At 68.3% G+C, this 17714-nt stretch carries 17 protein-coding genes; 8 read left to right on the top strand and 9 right to left on the bottom strand.

Translation table 11 applies throughout. From position 1 onward, the window contains the following. Positions 1–7: 7 nt before the first annotated feature. The 3 genes from HQ325_RS11870 to HQ325_RS11860 all read right to left on the bottom strand — a co-directional run bounded on the left by HQ325_RS11870 (position 8) and on the right by HQ325_RS11860 (position 2863). On the bottom strand, positions 8–898 hold the full coding sequence (locus tag HQ325_RS11870) for a carbohydrate ABC transporter permease (RefSeq protein WP_204869290.1): 891 nt from the start codon (positions 896–898) through the stop codon (positions 8–10). After that, complete coding sequence (locus HQ325_RS11865) at positions 895–1854, bottom strand: carbohydrate ABC transporter permease (RefSeq protein WP_374107224.1); 960 nt, start codon at positions 1852–1854, stop codon at positions 895–897. The genes HQ325_RS11870 and HQ325_RS11865 overlap by 4 nt, the downstream gene beginning before the upstream one ends. A 76-nt stretch (positions 1855–1930) precedes the next feature. Beyond that, positions 1931–2863, bottom strand: a complete 933-nt coding sequence (locus HQ325_RS11860; protein WP_222629727.1) for a L,D-transpeptidase — start codon at positions 2861–2863, stop codon at positions 1931–1933. Between the two features lie 219 nt (positions 2864–3082). Between HQ325_RS11860 and HQ325_RS11855 the strand changes: the two genes are divergently transcribed. Next, positions 3083–4384: an EAL domain-containing protein gene (locus HQ325_RS11855; protein WP_308014497.1), complete on the top strand. Its 1302-nt coding sequence runs from the start codon at positions 3083–3085 to the stop codon at positions 4382–4384. 11 nt (positions 4385–4395) lie between these two features. Here HQ325_RS11855 and HQ325_RS11850 read toward each other — a convergent pair whose 3' ends face one another. Further along, a complete protein-coding gene (locus HQ325_RS11850; protein WP_222629725.1) occupies positions 4396–5406 on the bottom strand; it encodes a putative zinc-binding metallopeptidase in 1011 nt (336 codons plus the stop codon). A gap of 151 nt (positions 5407–5557) precedes the next feature. On the opposite strand from HQ325_RS11850, the gene HQ325_RS11845 reads away from it, so the two are divergent. Next, complete coding sequence (locus tag HQ325_RS11845; RefSeq protein WP_222629723.1) at positions 5558–6118, top strand: Dps family protein; 561 nt, start codon at positions 5558–5560, stop codon at positions 6116–6118. Between the two features lie 86 nt (positions 6119–6204). Beyond that, positions 6205–8079: a Na+/H+ antiporter NhaA gene (gene nhaA, locus HQ325_RS11840; protein WP_222630973.1), complete on the top strand. Its 1875-nt coding sequence runs from the start codon at positions 6205–6207 to the stop codon at positions 8077–8079. 6 nt (positions 8080–8085) lie between these two features. Here the strand turns inward: nhaA and HQ325_RS11835 are convergent, their stop codons facing one another. After that, positions 8086–9171, bottom strand: a complete 1086-nt coding sequence (locus tag HQ325_RS11835) for a DNA polymerase domain-containing protein (protein WP_222629720.1) — start codon at positions 9169–9171, stop codon at positions 8086–8088. A gap of 2 nt (positions 9172–9173) precedes the next feature. Further along, the gene (locus HQ325_RS11830) at positions 9174–10226 is read right to left on the bottom strand and encodes an ATP-dependent DNA ligase (protein WP_027506118.1); all 1053 of its coding nucleotides are present in this window, start codon (positions 10224–10226) and stop codon (positions 9174–9176) included. Between the two features lie 53 nt (positions 10227–10279). Here HQ325_RS11830 and HQ325_RS11825 point away from each other — a divergent pair, with 53 nt between their 5' ends. Both HQ325_RS11825 and HQ325_RS11820 read left to right on the top strand, forming a co-directional pair. Further along, positions 10280–10891 carry a hypothetical protein gene (locus HQ325_RS11825; protein WP_222629718.1) on the top strand — a complete coding sequence of 204 codons (612 nt, stop codon included), beginning with the start codon at positions 10280–10282 and terminating at the stop codon, positions 10889–10891. Further along, complete coding sequence (locus HQ325_RS11820; protein WP_308014499.1) at positions 10888–12315, top strand: MFS transporter; 1428 nt, start codon at positions 10888–10890, stop codon at positions 12313–12315. Before HQ325_RS11825 ends, HQ325_RS11820 begins: the two co-directional genes overlap by 4 nt. 3 nt (positions 12316–12318) lie before the next feature. Here HQ325_RS11820 and HQ325_RS11815 read toward each other — a convergent pair whose 3' ends face one another. Beyond that, positions 12319–12897, bottom strand: coding sequence for a sigma-70 family RNA polymerase sigma factor (locus tag HQ325_RS11815; protein WP_285186675.1), 579 nt, complete (start codon positions 12895–12897; stop codon positions 12319–12321). A gap of 231 nt (positions 12898–13128) precedes the next feature. Here HQ325_RS11815 and ilvD point away from each other — a divergent pair, with 231 nt between their 5' ends. Then, positions 13129–14862, top strand: coding sequence for a dihydroxy-acid dehydratase (gene ilvD, locus HQ325_RS11810; protein WP_222629712.1), 1734 nt, complete (start codon positions 13129–13131; stop codon positions 14860–14862). Positions 14863–14998: 136 nt separating this feature from the next. Beyond that, a complete protein-coding gene (locus HQ325_RS11805; protein ID WP_222629710.1) occupies positions 14999–15466 on the top strand; it encodes a DUF6764 family protein in 468 nt (155 codons plus the stop codon). Between the two features lie 88 nt (positions 15467–15554). On the opposite strand, the gene HQ325_RS11800 is transcribed toward HQ325_RS11805, so the two are convergent. Then, entirely contained in the window at positions 15555–16226 is a 672-nt protein-coding gene (locus HQ325_RS11800; protein WP_222629708.1) for a S1 family peptidase, read from the bottom strand. Between the two features lie 59 nt (positions 16227–16285). Beyond that, on the bottom strand, positions 16286–17047 hold the full coding sequence (locus HQ325_RS11795) for a DUF6319 family protein (protein ID WP_222629705.1): 762 nt from the start codon (positions 17045–17047) through the stop codon (positions 16286–16288). A 172-nt stretch (positions 17048–17219) separates the two neighbouring features. On the opposite strand from HQ325_RS11795, the gene HQ325_RS11790 reads away from it, so the two are divergent. Continuing rightward, entirely contained in the window at positions 17220–17714 is a 495-nt protein-coding gene (locus HQ325_RS11790) for a pyridoxamine 5'-phosphate oxidase family protein (protein WP_027506110.1), read from the top strand.

Below are 17714 nucleotides of genomic sequence, written 5' to 3'. Positions count from 1 at the left end.
AGAGGGGTCAGCCCTTGACGGCGCCGGAGGTGAGTCCCTTGATCATGTGGCGTTGCAGTGCGAGGAAGACGACGAGGATGGGCAGCATGGTGAGCACCGTGCCGGCCATGACGGGCCCCCAGTTGGTGACGCCGTCGTTGTTCTGCAACTGGGTCAGGCCCACCGGCAGCGGCGCGACGGACGAGTCGTCCGACATCAGGAACGGCCAGAGGTACTCGTTCCACTCGTTCACCACGGTGATGGTGGCGAACGCGACCATGGTCGGGCCCGACAACGGCAGGACCACCCGGAACAGCAGACGGACCGGGCCGGCGGCGTCCATGCGGGCGGCCTCGATGATCTCCTGCGGTATCGACAGGAAGTGGTTGCGCATGAGGAACGTTCCGAATGCCACGCCCGCCAGCGGCACGATGATGCCCTGGAAAGTGTTGCGCCACCCCAACTGTGCCACCAGCGCGTAGTTGGAGATCACCGTGATCTGGTTCGGCACCATCAGTGCCGCGATGATCACGAGGAAGACGATCGTCTTGCCCGGAAAGCGCAGGAAGACGAGGCCGTAGGCGCTGAGCACGCCCAGCGCGAACTTCACGACGGCCAGGATGCTGGTGATGATCAGGGAGTTCTTCAGGAACGTCCAGAACGGAACGGTGGTCGTCGCCTCGTCGTAGTTCTCCGGGCGGAACACTGCGGGCCACCAGACCGACGGCTGCACGTAGATGTCACCGCGCTCCTTGAACGAGGTGACGACGATCCAGAAGAGCGGCAACCCGATGATCACGATGACCACGACCATCGCGGCGTAGCCGAAGAGTGTGGAGAGCCGACGACGACGGGCGGCGTCCCGCGCCGGGCGGGCATCGTCGGTGGTGGCGGCGGGCGCCCTGTCGATCACGCTCATCGCGCGTCACCTCGATCCATGACTCGCACCTGCAGGACGGTGATGATCAGCAGCACCAGGAACATGATCGTGGCGACGGTCGCGCCGTAGCCCGCCCGGAAGTTCCTGAATGACTCCTCGTACACCTGATAGACCATCGTGGTGGTGCCGGTACCCAGCGGACCGCCCCGCGTCATCACGTTGATGATGTCGAAGACCTGCAACGAGTTGAGCATGACCGTGATGGACAGGAAGAACGTGGTGGGACGCAGCTGAGGCAGCGTCACCTTGCGGAACGTCGTCCACCGACTCGCGCCGTCGATCTGCGCGGCTTCGGTCAGATCCTGCCGAAGCCCCTGCAGCGCTGCGAGATAGATGACGAAGGCGTAGCCCAGGTTCTTCCACAGGTACGTCACGGTGATCATGAACAGCGCCCAGCCGGGGCTCTGATAGAAGTCCGGCACTCCCTCGAAGCCGAAGCGCCGCATGACGTCCTGGATCAGGCCGAAGTTCGGATCGAACACGAACTGGAAGGCCACACCGATGGCGGCGCCGGAGATCACGAACGGAGCGAAGACGGCCGAGCGGACGATGTTGCGGCCGCGCAACTTGCGATCGAGGAGCATCGCCAGGACGAGTCCGAGGAGCATGCTGCCCGCCACCGCCGCGATGGTGAAGATGACCGTGTTCGACACGATCTGCCACGTGTCGCTGCGGCCCCACCATTCCCGGTAGTTCGCTGTACCGATGAACGTCGACGTCGGCGACGAGATGTTCCAGTCGAAGAACGAGAGCCTGATGTTGTCCAGCAGCGGCCGGTAGGTGAACACGCCCAGCAGGACGAGGTTCGGTCCGACCAGCACCAGGAACAGCGCGTAGTCACGCCACGGTCGGCGGAGGAAAGATCGTTGTGCGGGTGGCAGTTCCGGCAACGTGCGCTGAACCACCGGCCGCGATCGCGGCGGGCTTGCTCTCACCGATGGGACATTAGCGTAGGTAAAGCGAACGAATGGTGAACATGGACCGATCAGTATCGGTCCGTGACGTGATCGTTCAGAGTTGCCAGTCGCCCAGACCGTCGCGACCGTTCAGAATGCCGCCGTCGGTGTTCTGCACCACCACGGGATCACCCTTCTGGGCCGTCTCGAAGAACCATTTCGCATCCTCGGTGCTGACGTTGAGGCAGCCGTGGCTGACGTTCTCGACACCCTGGCTGTCCACCGACCACGGCGCGGCGTGGACGAAGATGCCGCTGTTCGACATGCGGGTGGCGTACTCCACGTAGGTCCGGTAGCCCTCGGGCGCATCGACCGGCACGCCGTAGGTGGACGAGTCCATGTACATGTCGCGGAAACGCTCGCCGACGATGTAGGTGCCGTTGGGTGTCTCGTGGCCGACCTTGCCCATCGAGGTGGGCATGGTGCGCACCACCTCGCCGTTGCGCGTCACCGTGATGGTCTTGGTCTCGTCGTCGGCCGTCGTGACGATCGCGTCGCCGACGGTGAAGGTGGACGACGCGTCTCCCGCGGTCACCGTCACGGTCGTGTTCGCCGGCCAGAAGACGTCGGGTCGCCAGCGGACCTGGCTGTCGGAGAACCAGAAGAAGCGGCCGGCGACGTCACCGGCGGACGTGGTCACGTCGATCGCCCGCTCGGCGACCGCGCGGTCGTCGATCGGGCCGGCGAACCGGACGATGATGGGCTGCGCGACACCGACGACCTCGCCCGCGGACGGGTTCAGTGCGGGAGCGGAGAAGTTCGCGGGACCACGCGGCGCCTCGACGGGTGCGGGCGGGGCGACCGGCGGTGTCGGGACACCGGGCGCGGGGGCGGTGATGCCGGGGATCGGCGGGAGCGAGATGTCCGGGCCACCGGGCCACAGCGGCGCCGCGGAGGCGGGCACGGCCACCCCGACGGTGACGGCGGCCGCGGCGAGGACGCCTGCAGCCGAACGAGCGAGGAAACGAACCGAACGTCGAGCACCCATGCTTGTGAACCATCCCTAGCGAAGTCGCTGTACCTGATCGCACCGCAATTAACACATACGCGTGGTCCCCATCGCCAATCGGGTAATGTGGTGAGACACCCGGGAGGGCGCTGACTGCGCCGTGTCGGGATGACGTAGGACTCCTGTCAAACCACGGCGGCGGTCGAGGGTCGAGCACGTTCCTCGCGAACGCGCCGACATGACGGAAGGGCACACGCCGTGGTGATCGACGACCGAACCAACACAGCCGGAAGCAGGCCGGCCCGTCCCGTGCTGTTCTCCGGCGACCGGGACGGGGGCGGACTCAGCGATCTGCTCGGTCCCGAGAGCCTCCGCACGTCGTTCCAGCGCATCATCGATCTGCAGACCGATGCCATCGTCGGGTACGAGGCGGTCGTTCTGGGTCCCGCCGACTCGTCGTTCGCGGATCCCGTGTCGCTCGCGTCCGCCGCGAAGTCGATGGGCATGACACCCGACCTCGACGCTGCTCGCTGGAACGGAGCCCTCACCGAGGCCGCCCGTGCCGAGCTCCCTCGTGAACTGCCGCTGTTCATCGCGGTCGATCCCGACTCCCTCACGGAACTGCCCGATCTTCGGGACCACGACATGGGCGGCGCGGTGCTGCAGTTCGACGAGACCGCCCTCATTCGCCGACCGGCGCACCTGATGCAGGTGGTCGCCGAGGTCCGTCGACTCGGCTGGGCCATCGCCGTCGACCACGTGGGAGTGCGGCCGGAGTCCCTCGCTCTGCTCCCACTGCTCGAGCCGGACGTGATCAAGCTGGACCGGACCCTCCTGGCCACGCGCCCCAATCGCTTCACGGCGCGGGTGGTGAACGCCGTCGCTGCTCAGGTCGAGCGCACCGGCGCCGTGGTCATGGCCGAGGGCATCGACACCCCGCGAGCAGCACTCACCGCGCAGGCCATGGGAGCGCGCGTCGGCGAGGGCTCCCTCTACGGATCGACCACCGACCTCTCGGTCGACACTCCCGTGGGATCACCCCTCGAGTTCGAGATCGCGCGCGATCGCGGCTTCACCCCGATGTCGACGCCGTACAACCTGGCTGCCGGCGGTCGCGACGTACGCCGCGCGAGCAAGCGTCTGCTCATCGAGATCAGCAAGAACCTCGAGGCGATGGCGACCGACAGCCAGCAGACCGCGCTGATGCTCGGAGCGTTCCAGCACGTCAAGCACTTCACGCCCATCACCGGACGACGGTGGGAACTGATGGCCATGAACGCGACGCTCGTCGGCGCGCTCGCGGAGAACATCGGCACCGAGCCTGCCCCGAAGATCCGCGGCGCCAACCTCGCCGCGTCGGACGCGTTGCGCGAGGAATGGGACGTCGTCGTGCTGACGCCCCATTTCTCCGCGGTGCTCGCGGCCCGCGACCTCGGCGACACCGGACCCGACATGGAACGTCGGTACGACTACGTGCTGTCCCACGACACGACGCTCACCATCGAGTGCGCGCGGTCCCTCATCGCCCGGCTGCCTCCCGAACGAAGCGGTTCCTGGTAGAAGGCGCCTGCTCAGACCTCGTCGGGGACGATGACGGAGTGGACGAAGCGCATCTTCTCCAGCACCTTCGCCGGCAGGACGAAGGGGTAGAGATCCTGGTGTCCCATGGACCTGTTCAGCTGGTTGAGTGCCCACGTGAGCGGTAGCCACCAGTCGATGATCCGGCTGAAACCGACGTCGCCGGCCAGGGGCGCCTCGAAGGTGGATCCGGCGGGCGCGAAGGCGTAGGCCGCAGCGGTGTCCAGGGTGTCCCGGATGTGCAGGTAGTGGGCGAACGTCTCCGCCCAGTCCTCGGCCGGATGCATCGTCGCGTAGGACGACACGTAATTCTTCTTCCAGCCGTCCGGTGCACCCTCGCTGTAGTGCCGATCCAGTGCCGCCTGGTAGTCGTCGTCCGGGTTGCCGAAGAGTTCCTCGAACCGCGCGCGATGCTCACCGCTGCCGATCAGCACCATTTGATAGAAGTGGCCGATCTCGTGCCGGAAGTGGCCGACGAGCGTGCGATAGGGCTCGTCCATCGACACTCGCAGCTGCTCGCGGTGCACGTCGTCGCTCTCGGCGAGGTCCAGCGTGATCAGACCGTTGGCGTGGCCGGTGATGACGTTGCGGTTGGCGCTCGAGAGCAGGTCGAAGGCGAGACCGCCCTCGGGGTTCTCGTCTCGCCCGATGATCGGCAGGTGCAACTCGTCGAGTTCGAGCACCACGCGGCGCTTCGCCGTCTCCGCGGACGCGAACTCGGCGATGGCCTCCTGGTCGGTGTCGGCGGGCCGCGTGCGGGTGAGGGCGCAGGACAGGCACAGCGTGGCCCCGTCCGTCGCGTCGACCAGCCAGTTGCACTGCGCCAACTTGATGTTGGCGCAGCGTCGCCAGGTGGTGCCGTCCACGACCACGGACAGATCGTCGTCGAGCACCTGCATGCTGCGACTCGGCAGGTGGAAACCCAGCCTGCTGTCGCAGCTCAGACAGATGGAGTTCTCGAACGACAGCTGTTGACCGCACTTGCGGCAGAAGAAGACTCGCATGACTCGTGGAACACCCTTCTCGACAACGCTACGACGCTCAGCCTACGCAGATGCGGGGTCGCTCCGGACCACACCGAGACCATGCCCCGAGCCGGTGTGACCTGCGACGCCGGGGGGTTTGAACGAGGGGCCGACGGTGAATCCACGGTGCATGACTGACACGACGCAGAAGACGGCCTCGTACACCGTTCCCGGCATGGACGTCGCCGACGGTGCCCATGTGGCGGAGGTTCTCCAGGATCGCCTCAACGCCCTGAACGACCTGCATCTGACGCTCAAGCACGTCCACTGGAACGTCGTCGGACCCAACTTCATTTCCGTGCACGAGATGCTGGATCCCCAGGTCGAGGCTGTTCGCGGCTTCGCCGACGACGTCGCGGAGCGCATCGCGACGCTGGGCTCGTCCGCACTCGGCACCCCCGGCACCATCGTCTCGCAGCGCAAGTGGGACGACTACAGCATCGGCCGCGCGCCGGCCATCGAGCACCTCGGCGCGCTGGACCTCGTCTACACCGGCGTCATCTCGGACTACCGTGCAGCGATCGAGGAGGTCGGCAAGGTCGACCCCGTCACCGAGGATCTGCTCATCGGACACAGCGGTCAGCTGGAGCTGTTCCACTGGTTCGTGCGTGCGCACCTCGAGAACGCCGGCGGCCAGCTCTCGACGGCCGGCGCCGATTCCGAGAAGGAAGCGGCACGCGACGCGAGCTGACACTCGCCACTCCACCGAACAACTCACAGCGCCGCACCCCGCGAGGGGTGCGGCGATGCGTGTATTTTCGTGCGGTGACGGAGTCGATCACCGCGCATCGGACGCGGCTCAGAGGCCTGGTCGACAAGATCGCCGACGCGCGCCGGGGAGACAGCAGCGAGACCGTCGCTGCGGCGTTCCTCCTCGTCGCCACCGTGGTGGCGCTGATCTGGGCGAACTCGCCGTGGGGTGAGACGTACCAGTCGTTCTGGCACACCCCACTGTCGGTCACGCTGGGTGATCAGGGCATCGAGCTGGACCTGCAGCACTGGGTCAACGACGGGCTGATGGCTCTGTTCTTCTTCGTCGTCGGGCTCGAGGTGAAGCGGGAGTTCGCCATGGGCGAGCTCCGCGACCGGTCCCGCGCCGCCGTTCCCATCGTGGCGGCGATCGCCGGGCTCGCACTGCCCGCGGCATTGTTCCTCCTCCTCAATCCCACCGGTCCCGAGGCTGCGGCGTGGGGAGTGGTGATCTCGACCGACACCGCGTTCGTGGTCGGGCTCCTGGCGGTCGTCGGGCCCACCCGAGCTGTGCGTCTGCGCATCTTCCTGCTCACCCTCGCCGTCGCGGACGACGTCGGCGCCCTCGCCATCATCGCGGTGTTCTACACCGACGAACTGCGCATCGGGCCCCTGCTCGTGTCCGTGGCGGGCCTCGCCCTGATCGCGTCGCTGCGCGGTCTGCGGGTGTGGCGCGGCGCCGGCTACGGACTCGTCTCGGTGGTCACCTGGGTCGCCATGTACGAGTCCGGCGTCCACCCCACTCTGGCGGGCGTCATGATCGCCCTGATCCTGCCCGTCTACCCGCCGCGGCGGCGTGAGGTGGAACATGCCGCCGCGCTGACCCGCGCGTTCCGGCAGTCCCCCAATCCGGAGTACGCCCGCGCCGCGCGGCTCGGACTCGAGCGCGCCGTCTCGGTGAACGAGCGGCTGATGCGGCTGTACCAGCCGTACACGGCCTTCATCATCGTGCCGATCTTCGCCCTCGCGAACGCGGGTGTGGTCCTGAGCTCGGAGACGCTGCGTGCCGCCGCCACGTCGTCGCTGACCTGGGGCATCGTCGTCGGCCTGGTGCTCGGCAAGTTCGTCGGCATCACGACGGCGAGCGCGGTGTTCGCGAAGCTCCGGCCGGGATCCATGACGCCGGGGCTCACCTTCCCGCAGATCGCCGGCGGCGCCGCGCTCTCCGGCGTGGGATTCACCATCTCGCTGTTCATCGTCGATCTCGCGCTGGACGACCCGGCTCTTGCAGATCAAGCCCGCGTCGGCGTGCTCAGTGCCTCCGTGATCGCCGCGCTGCTCGGCTGGCTGGTGTTCTCGCTCGGCAACCGATTCGCGCCGCCGCCCGCGGAACCGTCACTGGACCTCCTCCGCCGCGTGAGCCCGAAGCGGGACCACATCCGCGGACCGGTGGACGCGCCGCTCACCATCGTGGAGTACGGCGATTTCGAGTGCCCGTTCTGCAGCAAGGCGACCGGAAGCACGCGCGAGGTGCGGGAACACTTCGGAGACCAGGTGCGCTACATCTTCCGCCACTACCCGCTCGACGACTACCACCCGCATGCCCGGTACGCGTCCGAGGCGTCGGAAGCTGCTGCGGCACAGGGCAAGTTCTGGGACATGCACGACACGCTGTTCCTGCACAGCGACGCCCTCGAGCGCGACGACATCGACCGCTACGCCGCGGACCTCGGGCTCGACATGGATCGCTTCGAGGACGACCTCCGGACCGGCGACTTCGTCACCCGCGTCGAGGACGACGAACTCGACGCGCTCACCAGCGAGCTACCGGGAACGCCGACGTTCTATCTCGGCGTCGAGGGCCGGGTTCCGCAGCGCCACAGCGGCCCCCACGACGCCGCGACCATCATCCGCGAGCTCGAGGCGATGCGCGCAGCCGCCCGCCGGCCTGTCGCCGACTGACGTCGCCTACTCCTGCGCCCGGTTGCCGTCCTCGTCCCAATGGGCGGCCACCTTCTTCGACGGCTGGACGCGGGGCGGCTCACCGGGCATCTTGGGGTAGTCCGGGGGGAAGTTGAGCTCGCCGCCGGGCAGCGTCTCCCACAGGTCGAGCAGCGGAGCCAACGAGTACGCCTCGTCGTCCATCGACGCCCAGGGATCGCCGTCCTGCAGGTAGTCGGGGACGGTGACCAGGGAGTACTCGCGGGGGTCGCTGGTCTCGGCGAGGCGCTCCCAGGTCAGCGGCGTCGACACCGGGGCGCCGGGACGCGCCCGCAGACTCCACGCACTCGCGATGGTGCGGTCCCTGTTGTTCTGGTTGTAGTCGATGAAGAGGCGCGCACCGCGCTCCTCCTTCCACCAGGCCGTGGTCACGCCGTCGTCGCGGCGTTCGAGTTCACGGCCCAGGCCGATCGCGGCGTGACGCACGTCCTCGAACGTCCACTCCGGCCGGATCCGCACGTACACGTGGATGCCGCGGTTACCACTGGTCTTCGGGTAGCCACGAAGACCCAGTTCCTCCAACAGTTCTCGCGTCACCAGAGCGACGCGGCGGGCGTCGGCGAACGAGGTTCCCGGCTGGGGGTCGATGTCGATGCGCAACTCGTCGGGACGGTCGACCTCGGGCCGACGGACCGGCCACGGGTGGAAGGTCAGGGTGCCCATCTGGGCGGCCCACACCAGCGACGCCGGCTCGGTGGGACACAGTTCCTCCGCGCGCCTCCGACTCGGGAACGTGATCTCGACGGTCTCGACGAAATCGGGTGCACCTCTGGGCAATCGCTTCTGATAGAAGCCGTCGCCACCCTTGTCCTGCGGGCCGGTGGCGAGGCGCATCCCGTCGCGATACCCGTCGGGCCAGCGCTCCATCGCGGTGGGACGGTCCCCCAGGGCGCGCATCAACGGCTCGCCCACCGTCGAGAAGTACTCGCACACCTGCAGTTTGGTGATGTCCGGTGTGCGGTCCGTGGCCTCGTAGATGATGCGGTCCGGACTCGAGACCTTCACCTCACGCTCGCCGACCTGCAGCATCACGGGCGTCGACTTCGCGGCCACGGTCAGGACCTCTCGAGGATGTCGGAGACGTCGTAGTCCGCGGGCACGTCGAGCTGGTCGTACGTGCAGCTCAGCGGATCCCGGTCCGGGCGCCAGCGGACGAAGCGCGCGGCGTGGCGCAGCCTGGACTTCTCCATCTGGTCGTAGGCCACCTCGAGAACCCGCTCGGGCCGCACCGGGATCCATGTACGGTCCATGCCGGAGCGCCAGCGGGTCTGCTCGCCGTCGGAGACGATGTCGTCACCGAGCCGCAACGGTTCCAGTTCCTCGAGGTAGGACAACCGCTTCGCGTCCGTGAACGCGGACGCGCCGCCGATCATCTGGAGCTGGTCACCGTTGTAGAGACCCAGCAGCATCGACCCGATACCGTTGCCGCTCTTGTGAATGCGGTACCCGATGAGAACGCAGTCGGCCGTGCGGGCGTGCTTGACCTTGATCATCTCGCGCTTGTTCGGCATGTACACGCCGTCGAGCCGCTTGGCCACGACCCCGTCCAGTCCCGCTCCCTCGAACCGGTCGAACCAGTCGGTGGCCAGAGCGGCGTCCGCGGTCACGCGCGTCACGTGGCACCGCGGCTCGGTCCGACCCGTGTCGAGGATCGTCTCCAGGCGGGCACGCCTCTCGGCGAAGGGAAGACCGGTCAGGTCCTCGTCACCGAGAGCCAGGAGATCGAATCCGATGAACTGCGCGGGGGTCTTCTCGGCCAGCATCCGCACGCGACTGTCGGCGGGGTGGATCCGCTCGGACAGCGAGTCCCAGTCGAGCCGCCACGATCCGTCGGTCTCGAGAGCGACCACCAGCTCGCCGTCGACGACACATCGTTCGGGCAGTTCCTCGCGCACGGCGTCGACCATCTCCGGGAAGTACCGGGCCAGGTCCTTACCACCGCGTGACCCGAGCACGACCTCGTCCCCGTCACGGAAGACGATCGTGCGGAAGCCGTCCCACTTCGGCTCGTAGGACCACGCCGGATCCCCCGAGTCGGGCTGGTCGGGGACCGTCTTGGAGGCCTTGGCGAGCATGGGCTGCAACGGGGGTGAAACGGGGAGGTCCACCGCTCAATACTTACACGTCGGACAAACGGTGCAACGGGCTTACAGTGTCGTCCATGACGATTTCTCGGCGACCGGGAACGCGGCGCGCTCCGGCCGTTCTCCTCGTGCTGACGGCGGTCGCTCTGCTGGCAGGATGCTCGTCGACGATCACCGGTACCCCCGTCGCTCAGCAGGGCTCCGTACCCGCGTCCGAGGTGCCCGAGTTGCCGAACGATTCGATCCTCCCGCCGGTCCCCACCACTCCGTCCGGCACCGGCGGCGACGTCTCCATCGACGCGCAGGCGGGTGACTGCGTGCGTCTCGGCGGCACGGTCGACGAGGCCACCATCGAGGAGGCCGCGTGCGGGTCTCCCGAATCGAACTACCGCGTGGTGTCTGCCGAGGTCTCCACCGACTTCTGTCCCGGTGACGTCGACCAGACGTACTACGAGACGCTCGCCGGCATCGAACAGGGCGCGCTGTGCCTCGACATCGACTTCGTGGTCGGGGGATGCATGGATCTGGGCACGCCCGACCCGGAGCGCTCGGACTGCGACGCCCCGATGATCGGCGGTGTCCGGGTCGTCGACGTCCTGCAGGGCACGACCGACGCGTCGGAATGCCCGTCGTCACGCAGTTACGTCTACGACGAGCGCGCCTTCGTCGTCTGTCTCGACGACCAGTGACCTCGCCCCCGCCGACCGTCCCCCTGTCGTCGGCGCGCGGCCGGTGGATCGTGCTGGCCACGGTGCTGGGATCGACCCTGTCGCTGCTCGACGGAACCGTGGTCACCATCGCCCTCCCCGACATCGGGACCGAACTGGGCGCCGACGTCAGCGGGCTGCAGTGGACGGTCACCGGCTACACCCTGACGCTTGCCGCGTTCGTGCTGCTGGGCGGCTCGCTCGGCGACCGTGTCGGACGGCGGCGCATCTTCGTCCTGGGCACGATCTGGTTCGCGGTCGCGTCGGTCGCGTGCGGTCTGGCGCCGAACGTCGAGTTCCTCGTGCTCGCTCGTGTCGTGCAGGGCATCGGCGCGGCGTTGGTGACGCCGGGTTCGCTGGCGATCCTGTCGGCCTCGATCGACCCGAAGGATCGGGGTGCGGCCATCGGCCTGTGGTCGGGCTTCGGTGGCATCGGGTCCGCGGTGGGCCCGCTGCTGGGCGGCTGGCTCGTGGAGATCGCCGGGTGGCGATCCATCTTTCTGCTCAACGTGCCGCTCGCCGTCGCGGTCGTCGTCGTCGCGTTGCGCCACGTGCCCGAGACGCGAGACCCCGAGACCTCGGGCCGACTCGACCTCCCCGGGGCTGCCGTCGTCGCCCTCGCTCTCGCGGCACTGACCTACGGGGCGATCGACGGACGGTGGCCGATCATCGCGATCGGCTTGGTCGGCATGGCCGTGTTCGTGGTCGTCGAGCGCCGAACGGCCCACCCTCTGGTGCCGCCGTCGCTCTTCTCGTCCAGGGTCTTCGTCGCGGCGAACATCGTGACCTTCGCGGCCTACGCCGCGCTCGGCGGCGTGTTCTTCCTGCTGCTGCTGCAACTGCAGGTCGCGCTCGGCTACTCGGCCCTCGCCGCCGGCACGGCGACACTGCCGATCACCGCGGCGCTCCTCCTGCTGTCCGCCCGCGCCGGCGCGCTGGCCGGCCGCATCGGACCTCGTCTGCCCATGACGGTGGGACCGTTGGTGGCCGCGGTCGGGCTGGTACTCATGATCCGCATCGAGCCGGGATCGACCTACCTCGGTGCCGTCCTGCCGGCCGTCGTCGTGTTCGGCGTGGGGCTCTCCCTGCTCGTGGCGCCGCTCACCGCGGCCGTCATCGGTGCGGCACCGGCATCGCACGCGGGTACCGCGTCCGCGGTGAACAACGCGGTCGCGCGCACGGCTCAACTGCTCTCGGTCGCCGCGATTCCCGGCATCGTCGGCATCTCCGGGCAGCTGGATCCCGCGCAGTTCTCGTCGGGATTCCGCGCCGCGATGCTCATCTGTGCGGCCATGCTGGCTCTCGCCGGGGCACTCGCCGCCGTCTCGATCCGCACGCCTCGCCCGACGGGTCGCACACCGCTGCACTGCGACGTGTCCGGACCGCCCGTGACGGACGGCCGCTGACGGTCACTCCGCCAGGCAGGCCACGCGGGGATCGACGCGCATCTTCGCGAGTGCGCTGCGGATCCGCGACTTCATCGTCGACACGGGCACGCCCATCCGATCGGCGGCCTCCGCGTACGTGAGACCCTCGAAGAACGCCATGAACAGGCATTCCCGCTGCCGACCACTCAGTTCCTGCATCGCGTCGAGTACCGGACGGCGGTCGAGGAAGCGGTCCGACGTGTCGTGGATCCCCACGGCGGCGTCGAGCATCGCGTACTTCGACTCACGATCGGTCCGCGACTGCTCCGACCGCACGCGGTCGATGGCTCGCCGGTGCGCCATGGTCACCAACCACGCCGCCGGCGAGCCCTGCTCGGGCGAGAACGTGGGGGCCTTCTGCCACACCTCGAGGTAGACGTCCTGGACGCACTCCTCGGAGAATCCACGATCGCGCAGTACCCGGAGTACGGCTCCGTAGACGCGGGAGGAGGTCGCGTCGTAGAACCGGGCGAATGCCTCTCGGTCGCCACGGCCGACTGCCTGGAGCAGTGCGGACAGTTCCGCCGTCGAGCGGGCCGCGGGTCGAGGCGCGGGAGACACCGCCGAATCATCCGTAAGCGGCTGTGCAACAAGTGTATTCACGGTCTTCACCTCGATCCGTCGAACGCGGGACGTGCTCTCGATAGGCATGACGATGCCAGCGCTACCACGCGGTAGCGCATCGCGAGTGTCGCGATCGGGTCACTGGTTGGTAACGGAAGGGTAACGACGTTCGAGGTGCAGTGCGGTGCCCGATGATCGGCGATTCCGGTGCGGTCTAGGGTTTTTGCCATGAGCAGCACCCCCGCAGACGCCACCACCTCCACCAGCGCCGACACGGCCGACGTCAAGCCCCGCAGCCGCGACGTCACCGACGGACTCGAGAAGACCGCAGCGCGCGGCATGCTGCGCGCGGTCGGCATGGGCGACGCGGACTGGGGCAAGTCCCAGATCGGCGTCGCGTCGTCGTGGAACGAGATCACCCCGTGCAACCTCTCGCTCGATCGCCTGGCGAAGGCGGTCAAGGAGGGTGTGCACACGGGCGGCGGCTATCCCCTCGAGTTCGGCACCATCTCCGTGTCCGACGGCATCTCCATGGGCCACGAGGGCATGCACTTCTCGCTGGTCTCCCGTGAGGTCATCGCCGACTCGGTCGAGACCGTGATCAGCGCCGAGCGCCTCGACGGCTCCGTGCTGCTGGCCGGCTGCGACAAGTCGCTGCCGGGAATGCTCATGGCGGCCGCGCGCCTCGACCTCGCGAGCGTCTTCCTCTACGCGGGCTCCACTCTTCCCGGTTTCGCGACACTCTCGGACGGCAGCGAGCACCAGGTGACCATCATCGACGCGTTCGAGGCCGTCGGCGCCTGCTCGCGCGGCCTGATGTCGCGTGAGGACGTCGACACCATCGAGCGCGCCATCTGCCCCGGCGAGGGTGCCTGCGGCGGCATGTACACCGCCAACACGATGGCCAGCGCGGCCGAGGCCATGGGCATGTCGCTCCCCGGCAGCGCCGCCCCGCCCGCTCCCGACAAGCGTCGCGACGGATTCGCTCGTGCCAGCGGCGAAGCCGTCGTCGAACTGCTGCGTCGCGGCATCACCACGCGCGACATCATGACGAAGGAAGCGTTCGAGAACGCCATCGCCGTCGTCATGGCCTTCGGCGGTTCCACGAACGCCGTGCTGCACCTGCTCGCGATCGCGTACGAAGCAGGTGTCGACCTCACCCTCGACGATTTCGTCCGCGTCGGCGCCAAGGTGCCGCACCTCGCCGACGTGAAGCCGTTCGGCCGCCACGTCATGACCGACGTCGATCGCATCGGCGGCGTTCCCGTCGTCATGAAGGCCTTGCTCGACGCCGGCCTGCTGCACGGCGACTGCCTCACGGTCACCGGCAAGACGGTGGCGGAGAACCTCGCCGACATCGCCCCGCCGGATCCCGACGGTCTGGTGCTGCGCGCGATGAGCGAGCCGATCCACCCGACCGGCGGCATCACGATCCTGAAGGGCTCGCTGGCTCCCGGTGGCGCCGTCGTGAAGTCGGCCGGCTTCGATTCCGACGTCTTCGAGGGCACCGCCCGCGTCTTCGAGCGTGAGCGCGCCGCGATGGACGCCCTCGAGGACGGCACCATCACGTCCGGCGACGTCGTCGTCATCCGGTACGAGGGCCCCAAGGGCGGTCCGGGCATGCGCGAGATGCTGGCGATCACCGGTGCCATCAAGGGCGCGGGACTCGGCAAGGACGTCCTCCTGATGACCGACGGGCGCTTCTCAGGTGGCACGACGGGCCTGTGTGTCGGACACATCGCCCCCGAAGCCGTCGACGGTGGACCCATCGCCTTCGTCCGCGACGGCGACCGCATCCGTCTGGACGTCGCCAGCGGAACCCTGGATCTGCTGGTCGACGACGCGGAACTCGAGTCGCGCAAGGCGGAGTGGGCACCGCTCCCGCCCCGCTACACGCGCGGCGTGTTGGCGAAGTACTCCAAGCTCGTGGGATCCGCATCGCAGGGCGCTGTCTGCAGCTGAGACCACGCGGTGACAAGACCGTGACTCTACCGTGACCATCGTCGGCGTTGGCTGATACCCGGCGGGGGCATCCTTCGACCAAGACGCGGCAACGATCGTTGCCGTCGATCCTTTTCGGGAGAGGGCAACCCACGTCATGTCAGTAGTCAAGAGAACCATCGCCGGAGCATTCACCGTCGCGCTCGGTGTCGCCGCATTCCTGCCCGCCACCGCGTCGGCTGCACCGGTCACGGCATGCCAGGCACCCTTCGGTGCGGACGCCGTGCCCGCCGGTGGTCTGTGCTCGGCGACCAGCGACGCCTCCAGCGCCGCTGCCGCCTACGGTGACGCGTCCGCCGACGCCAGCCGCAACGCACTCGCCCTGGCGCTCGGCCTCAACGGTGGCATCGCCAGCAGCTCGGCCGTCGGCTACGCGGCACCGGCCGCCATCGCGTTCGGACCGGGATCCGTCGCGGAGGCACTCGGCCTGAACCCGGGTCTGTCCATCGCCATCGCGGCACCGGGATCGACCGTCCGGGTCGACTCCCTCGGTGGCGTCACGTGCGACGGCGCCGGCTTCGCCGGTGACCTCACCACGTTGAAGGCGTGCCTGCGCGTCAATTGATCCACAGCTCCACCCAGCCGACACGACGAAGGCCGTGACCCCCTCTCGGGAGTCACGGCCTTCGTCGTGCTGCTGTGATGTCCGGCGATCAGGCCGTGACGGTGAACCCGGTACCGACGCCGCCACCGCGGTTGATGTCGTCGAGCACCGTCTGGATGTTGGTGCCCACCTCGGGACCGATGCACGGGATGCCGAGGTACGCGTTGACCATGCCCACCAGCGTGGTGCCGGCGACGACGGGGCCGCCCGAGTCACCCTGCTGGACGCAGATCTGCGTGTACGTACGGTCGTTCTGGAAGAGCTCACCGTAGGTGATGCCGCACGTGTTGCCGGTGGTGCGGCCTTCCTTGCACATGATGCCGGGGAAGGTCGAGGGCGCCCCCACGCCCGTGATCGTCACGTTGCCGACACGATTGGTCGGTGCGACGCGACCCCGATCGAACTCGATCACCGCGTAGTCGAGGCCGGGCACCGAGCTGACGATACGGCCGACGGCACCTGCGTCGGGCAGGTACTCGGCGCCGATCAGATCACCGGGAACGCCACAGTGACCTGCGGTGATACCGACCAGTCGACCGGCGGCATCGTTGCCGATGGTGGTGAGTGTGCAGTCGAACTTGCCCTTGCCGGTGCTGTCCGCGACGAGCACTCCGGATCCACCACCGAGCACGGCGACGGGTGCAGCCGACGCGGTGCCGGCTCCGATTCCGCCGGCGAGCGCCAGGGCCGTGGTGGCAACGAGCACGATTTTCTTGAGCATGTATCCCCTCCGAGGTCACGCACACCGTAGCAATACGTGCGACCCGGAACGCGACGCTTCTACTCGTTCTTCAGTCGATCGAGCGCGCGGCGTGCCTCGTCGAGTTCCCGACTCAGGGCCTCGACCCGCTCGAGCGCGGCAGCCCGAGCCGCCTCGATCTTGTCCTCGACGGCAGCGGAAGCCACATCGTCGCCCAGTTCGCGGATCGCGCGGAGGACCCGGTCTGCCGTCACGTCCGACGGCTTGGCCAGCTTCTTCGCACCGTGCGACACGGTGACGGTCCACTGATCGTCGGGCCCCGACGTCACGGTCACCGACACGGGCGCAGGCTGAGCCCTGGCACGCCGCGTCGGCCGGGCGGTGGGCTTCACCGACGTCTCCGGCGCGAGAGCCGGCGTGGCCACCGACTTCTCGGGTGTCGATTCTTCAGGCACCGGGGTCTCCGATCGGGGCGTCGCTGCATGTGGGACGACGGGGGGTGGGACCACGGCGGGACGGGTGGTCGGGCGCGCCGCCGTCGTGCGCGGAGCGACCTTCGTGGCCTTGCGCGCGGGCTGTGGCGCGTCCTTGCTCAGCCGCAATTCGTCCGCTTCGTACGGCAACTGATCGTCGATGCCCTTCGGGCTCACCGTCACCGTGGTGCCGTCGACCGAGATCACGCGCGCCGAGGCGCCTGCCTCGAGGCCCAGGGACGGCGTCGCCTCGCGGAGGTAGACGGTGACGCGACGACCGACCGCCAGCCCGTCCGCGAGTGTCGTGAGGTCCTCGGCGGACAACGCCTCGCCGGGTCGGGGGGCGCGGCGCCGGGCGGGAGCGCTCATGATCGGGTGCCTCTCGTCGCGAGTGGATCTCGGGTGTGACTGGAACTGGGGTGGACCGGAGAGGGAGCAGACCGGACGCGACAGCAGTTTTGCACGACCCACCGACACTGCTCGACGCAGCGAGGTCGGCCTCGGCCGGTTGCACACCCGCCGCCGGGGGTAGCCGTGCCGCATGACTACTGACGAGCGAACCGAAGGCACCGCCCGCGTCGCAGAACTGCTGTCCGACGCGAAGCTCTGCATGTTCACCACCCACGGCACCGACGGCCACCTGAAGGCGAGGCCGATGGCCCTGCAGGAGACCGAGTTCGACGGCGATCTGTGGTTCTTCGCGGCGAACGACTCGAGGAAGGTGGCCGACATCCGCTCCGATCCGTCGGTCAACGTCTCGTTCCAGTCGGGCACGTCGTGGGTCTCGTTGTCCGGGCGCGCGAGCGTGGTGCTCGACGATGCGAAGAAGAAGGACCTGTGGAGCCAGGGAGTCGCCGCGTGGTTCGAGAACGGGCCCGAGTCGGACGAGGTCGTCCTCATCCGCGTGGAGTCGGAGGGCGCCGAGTTCTGGTCGGCGCCGGGGTCGAAGGTCTCGACGCTGATCGCGTACGCCAAGTCCCGCATCACGGGCGACAAGCCGGACGTGGGTGACAACGAGAAGGTGGACATGTCGTGA

This window comes from Rhodococcus sp. BP-349 (genome assembly GCF_019835845.1).
In the GTDB taxonomy this organism is placed as follows: Bacteria; Actinomycetota; Actinomycetes; order Mycobacteriales; family Mycobacteriaceae; genus Rhodococcoides.
This window is presented reverse-complemented; position numbering and strand designations above follow the sequence as displayed.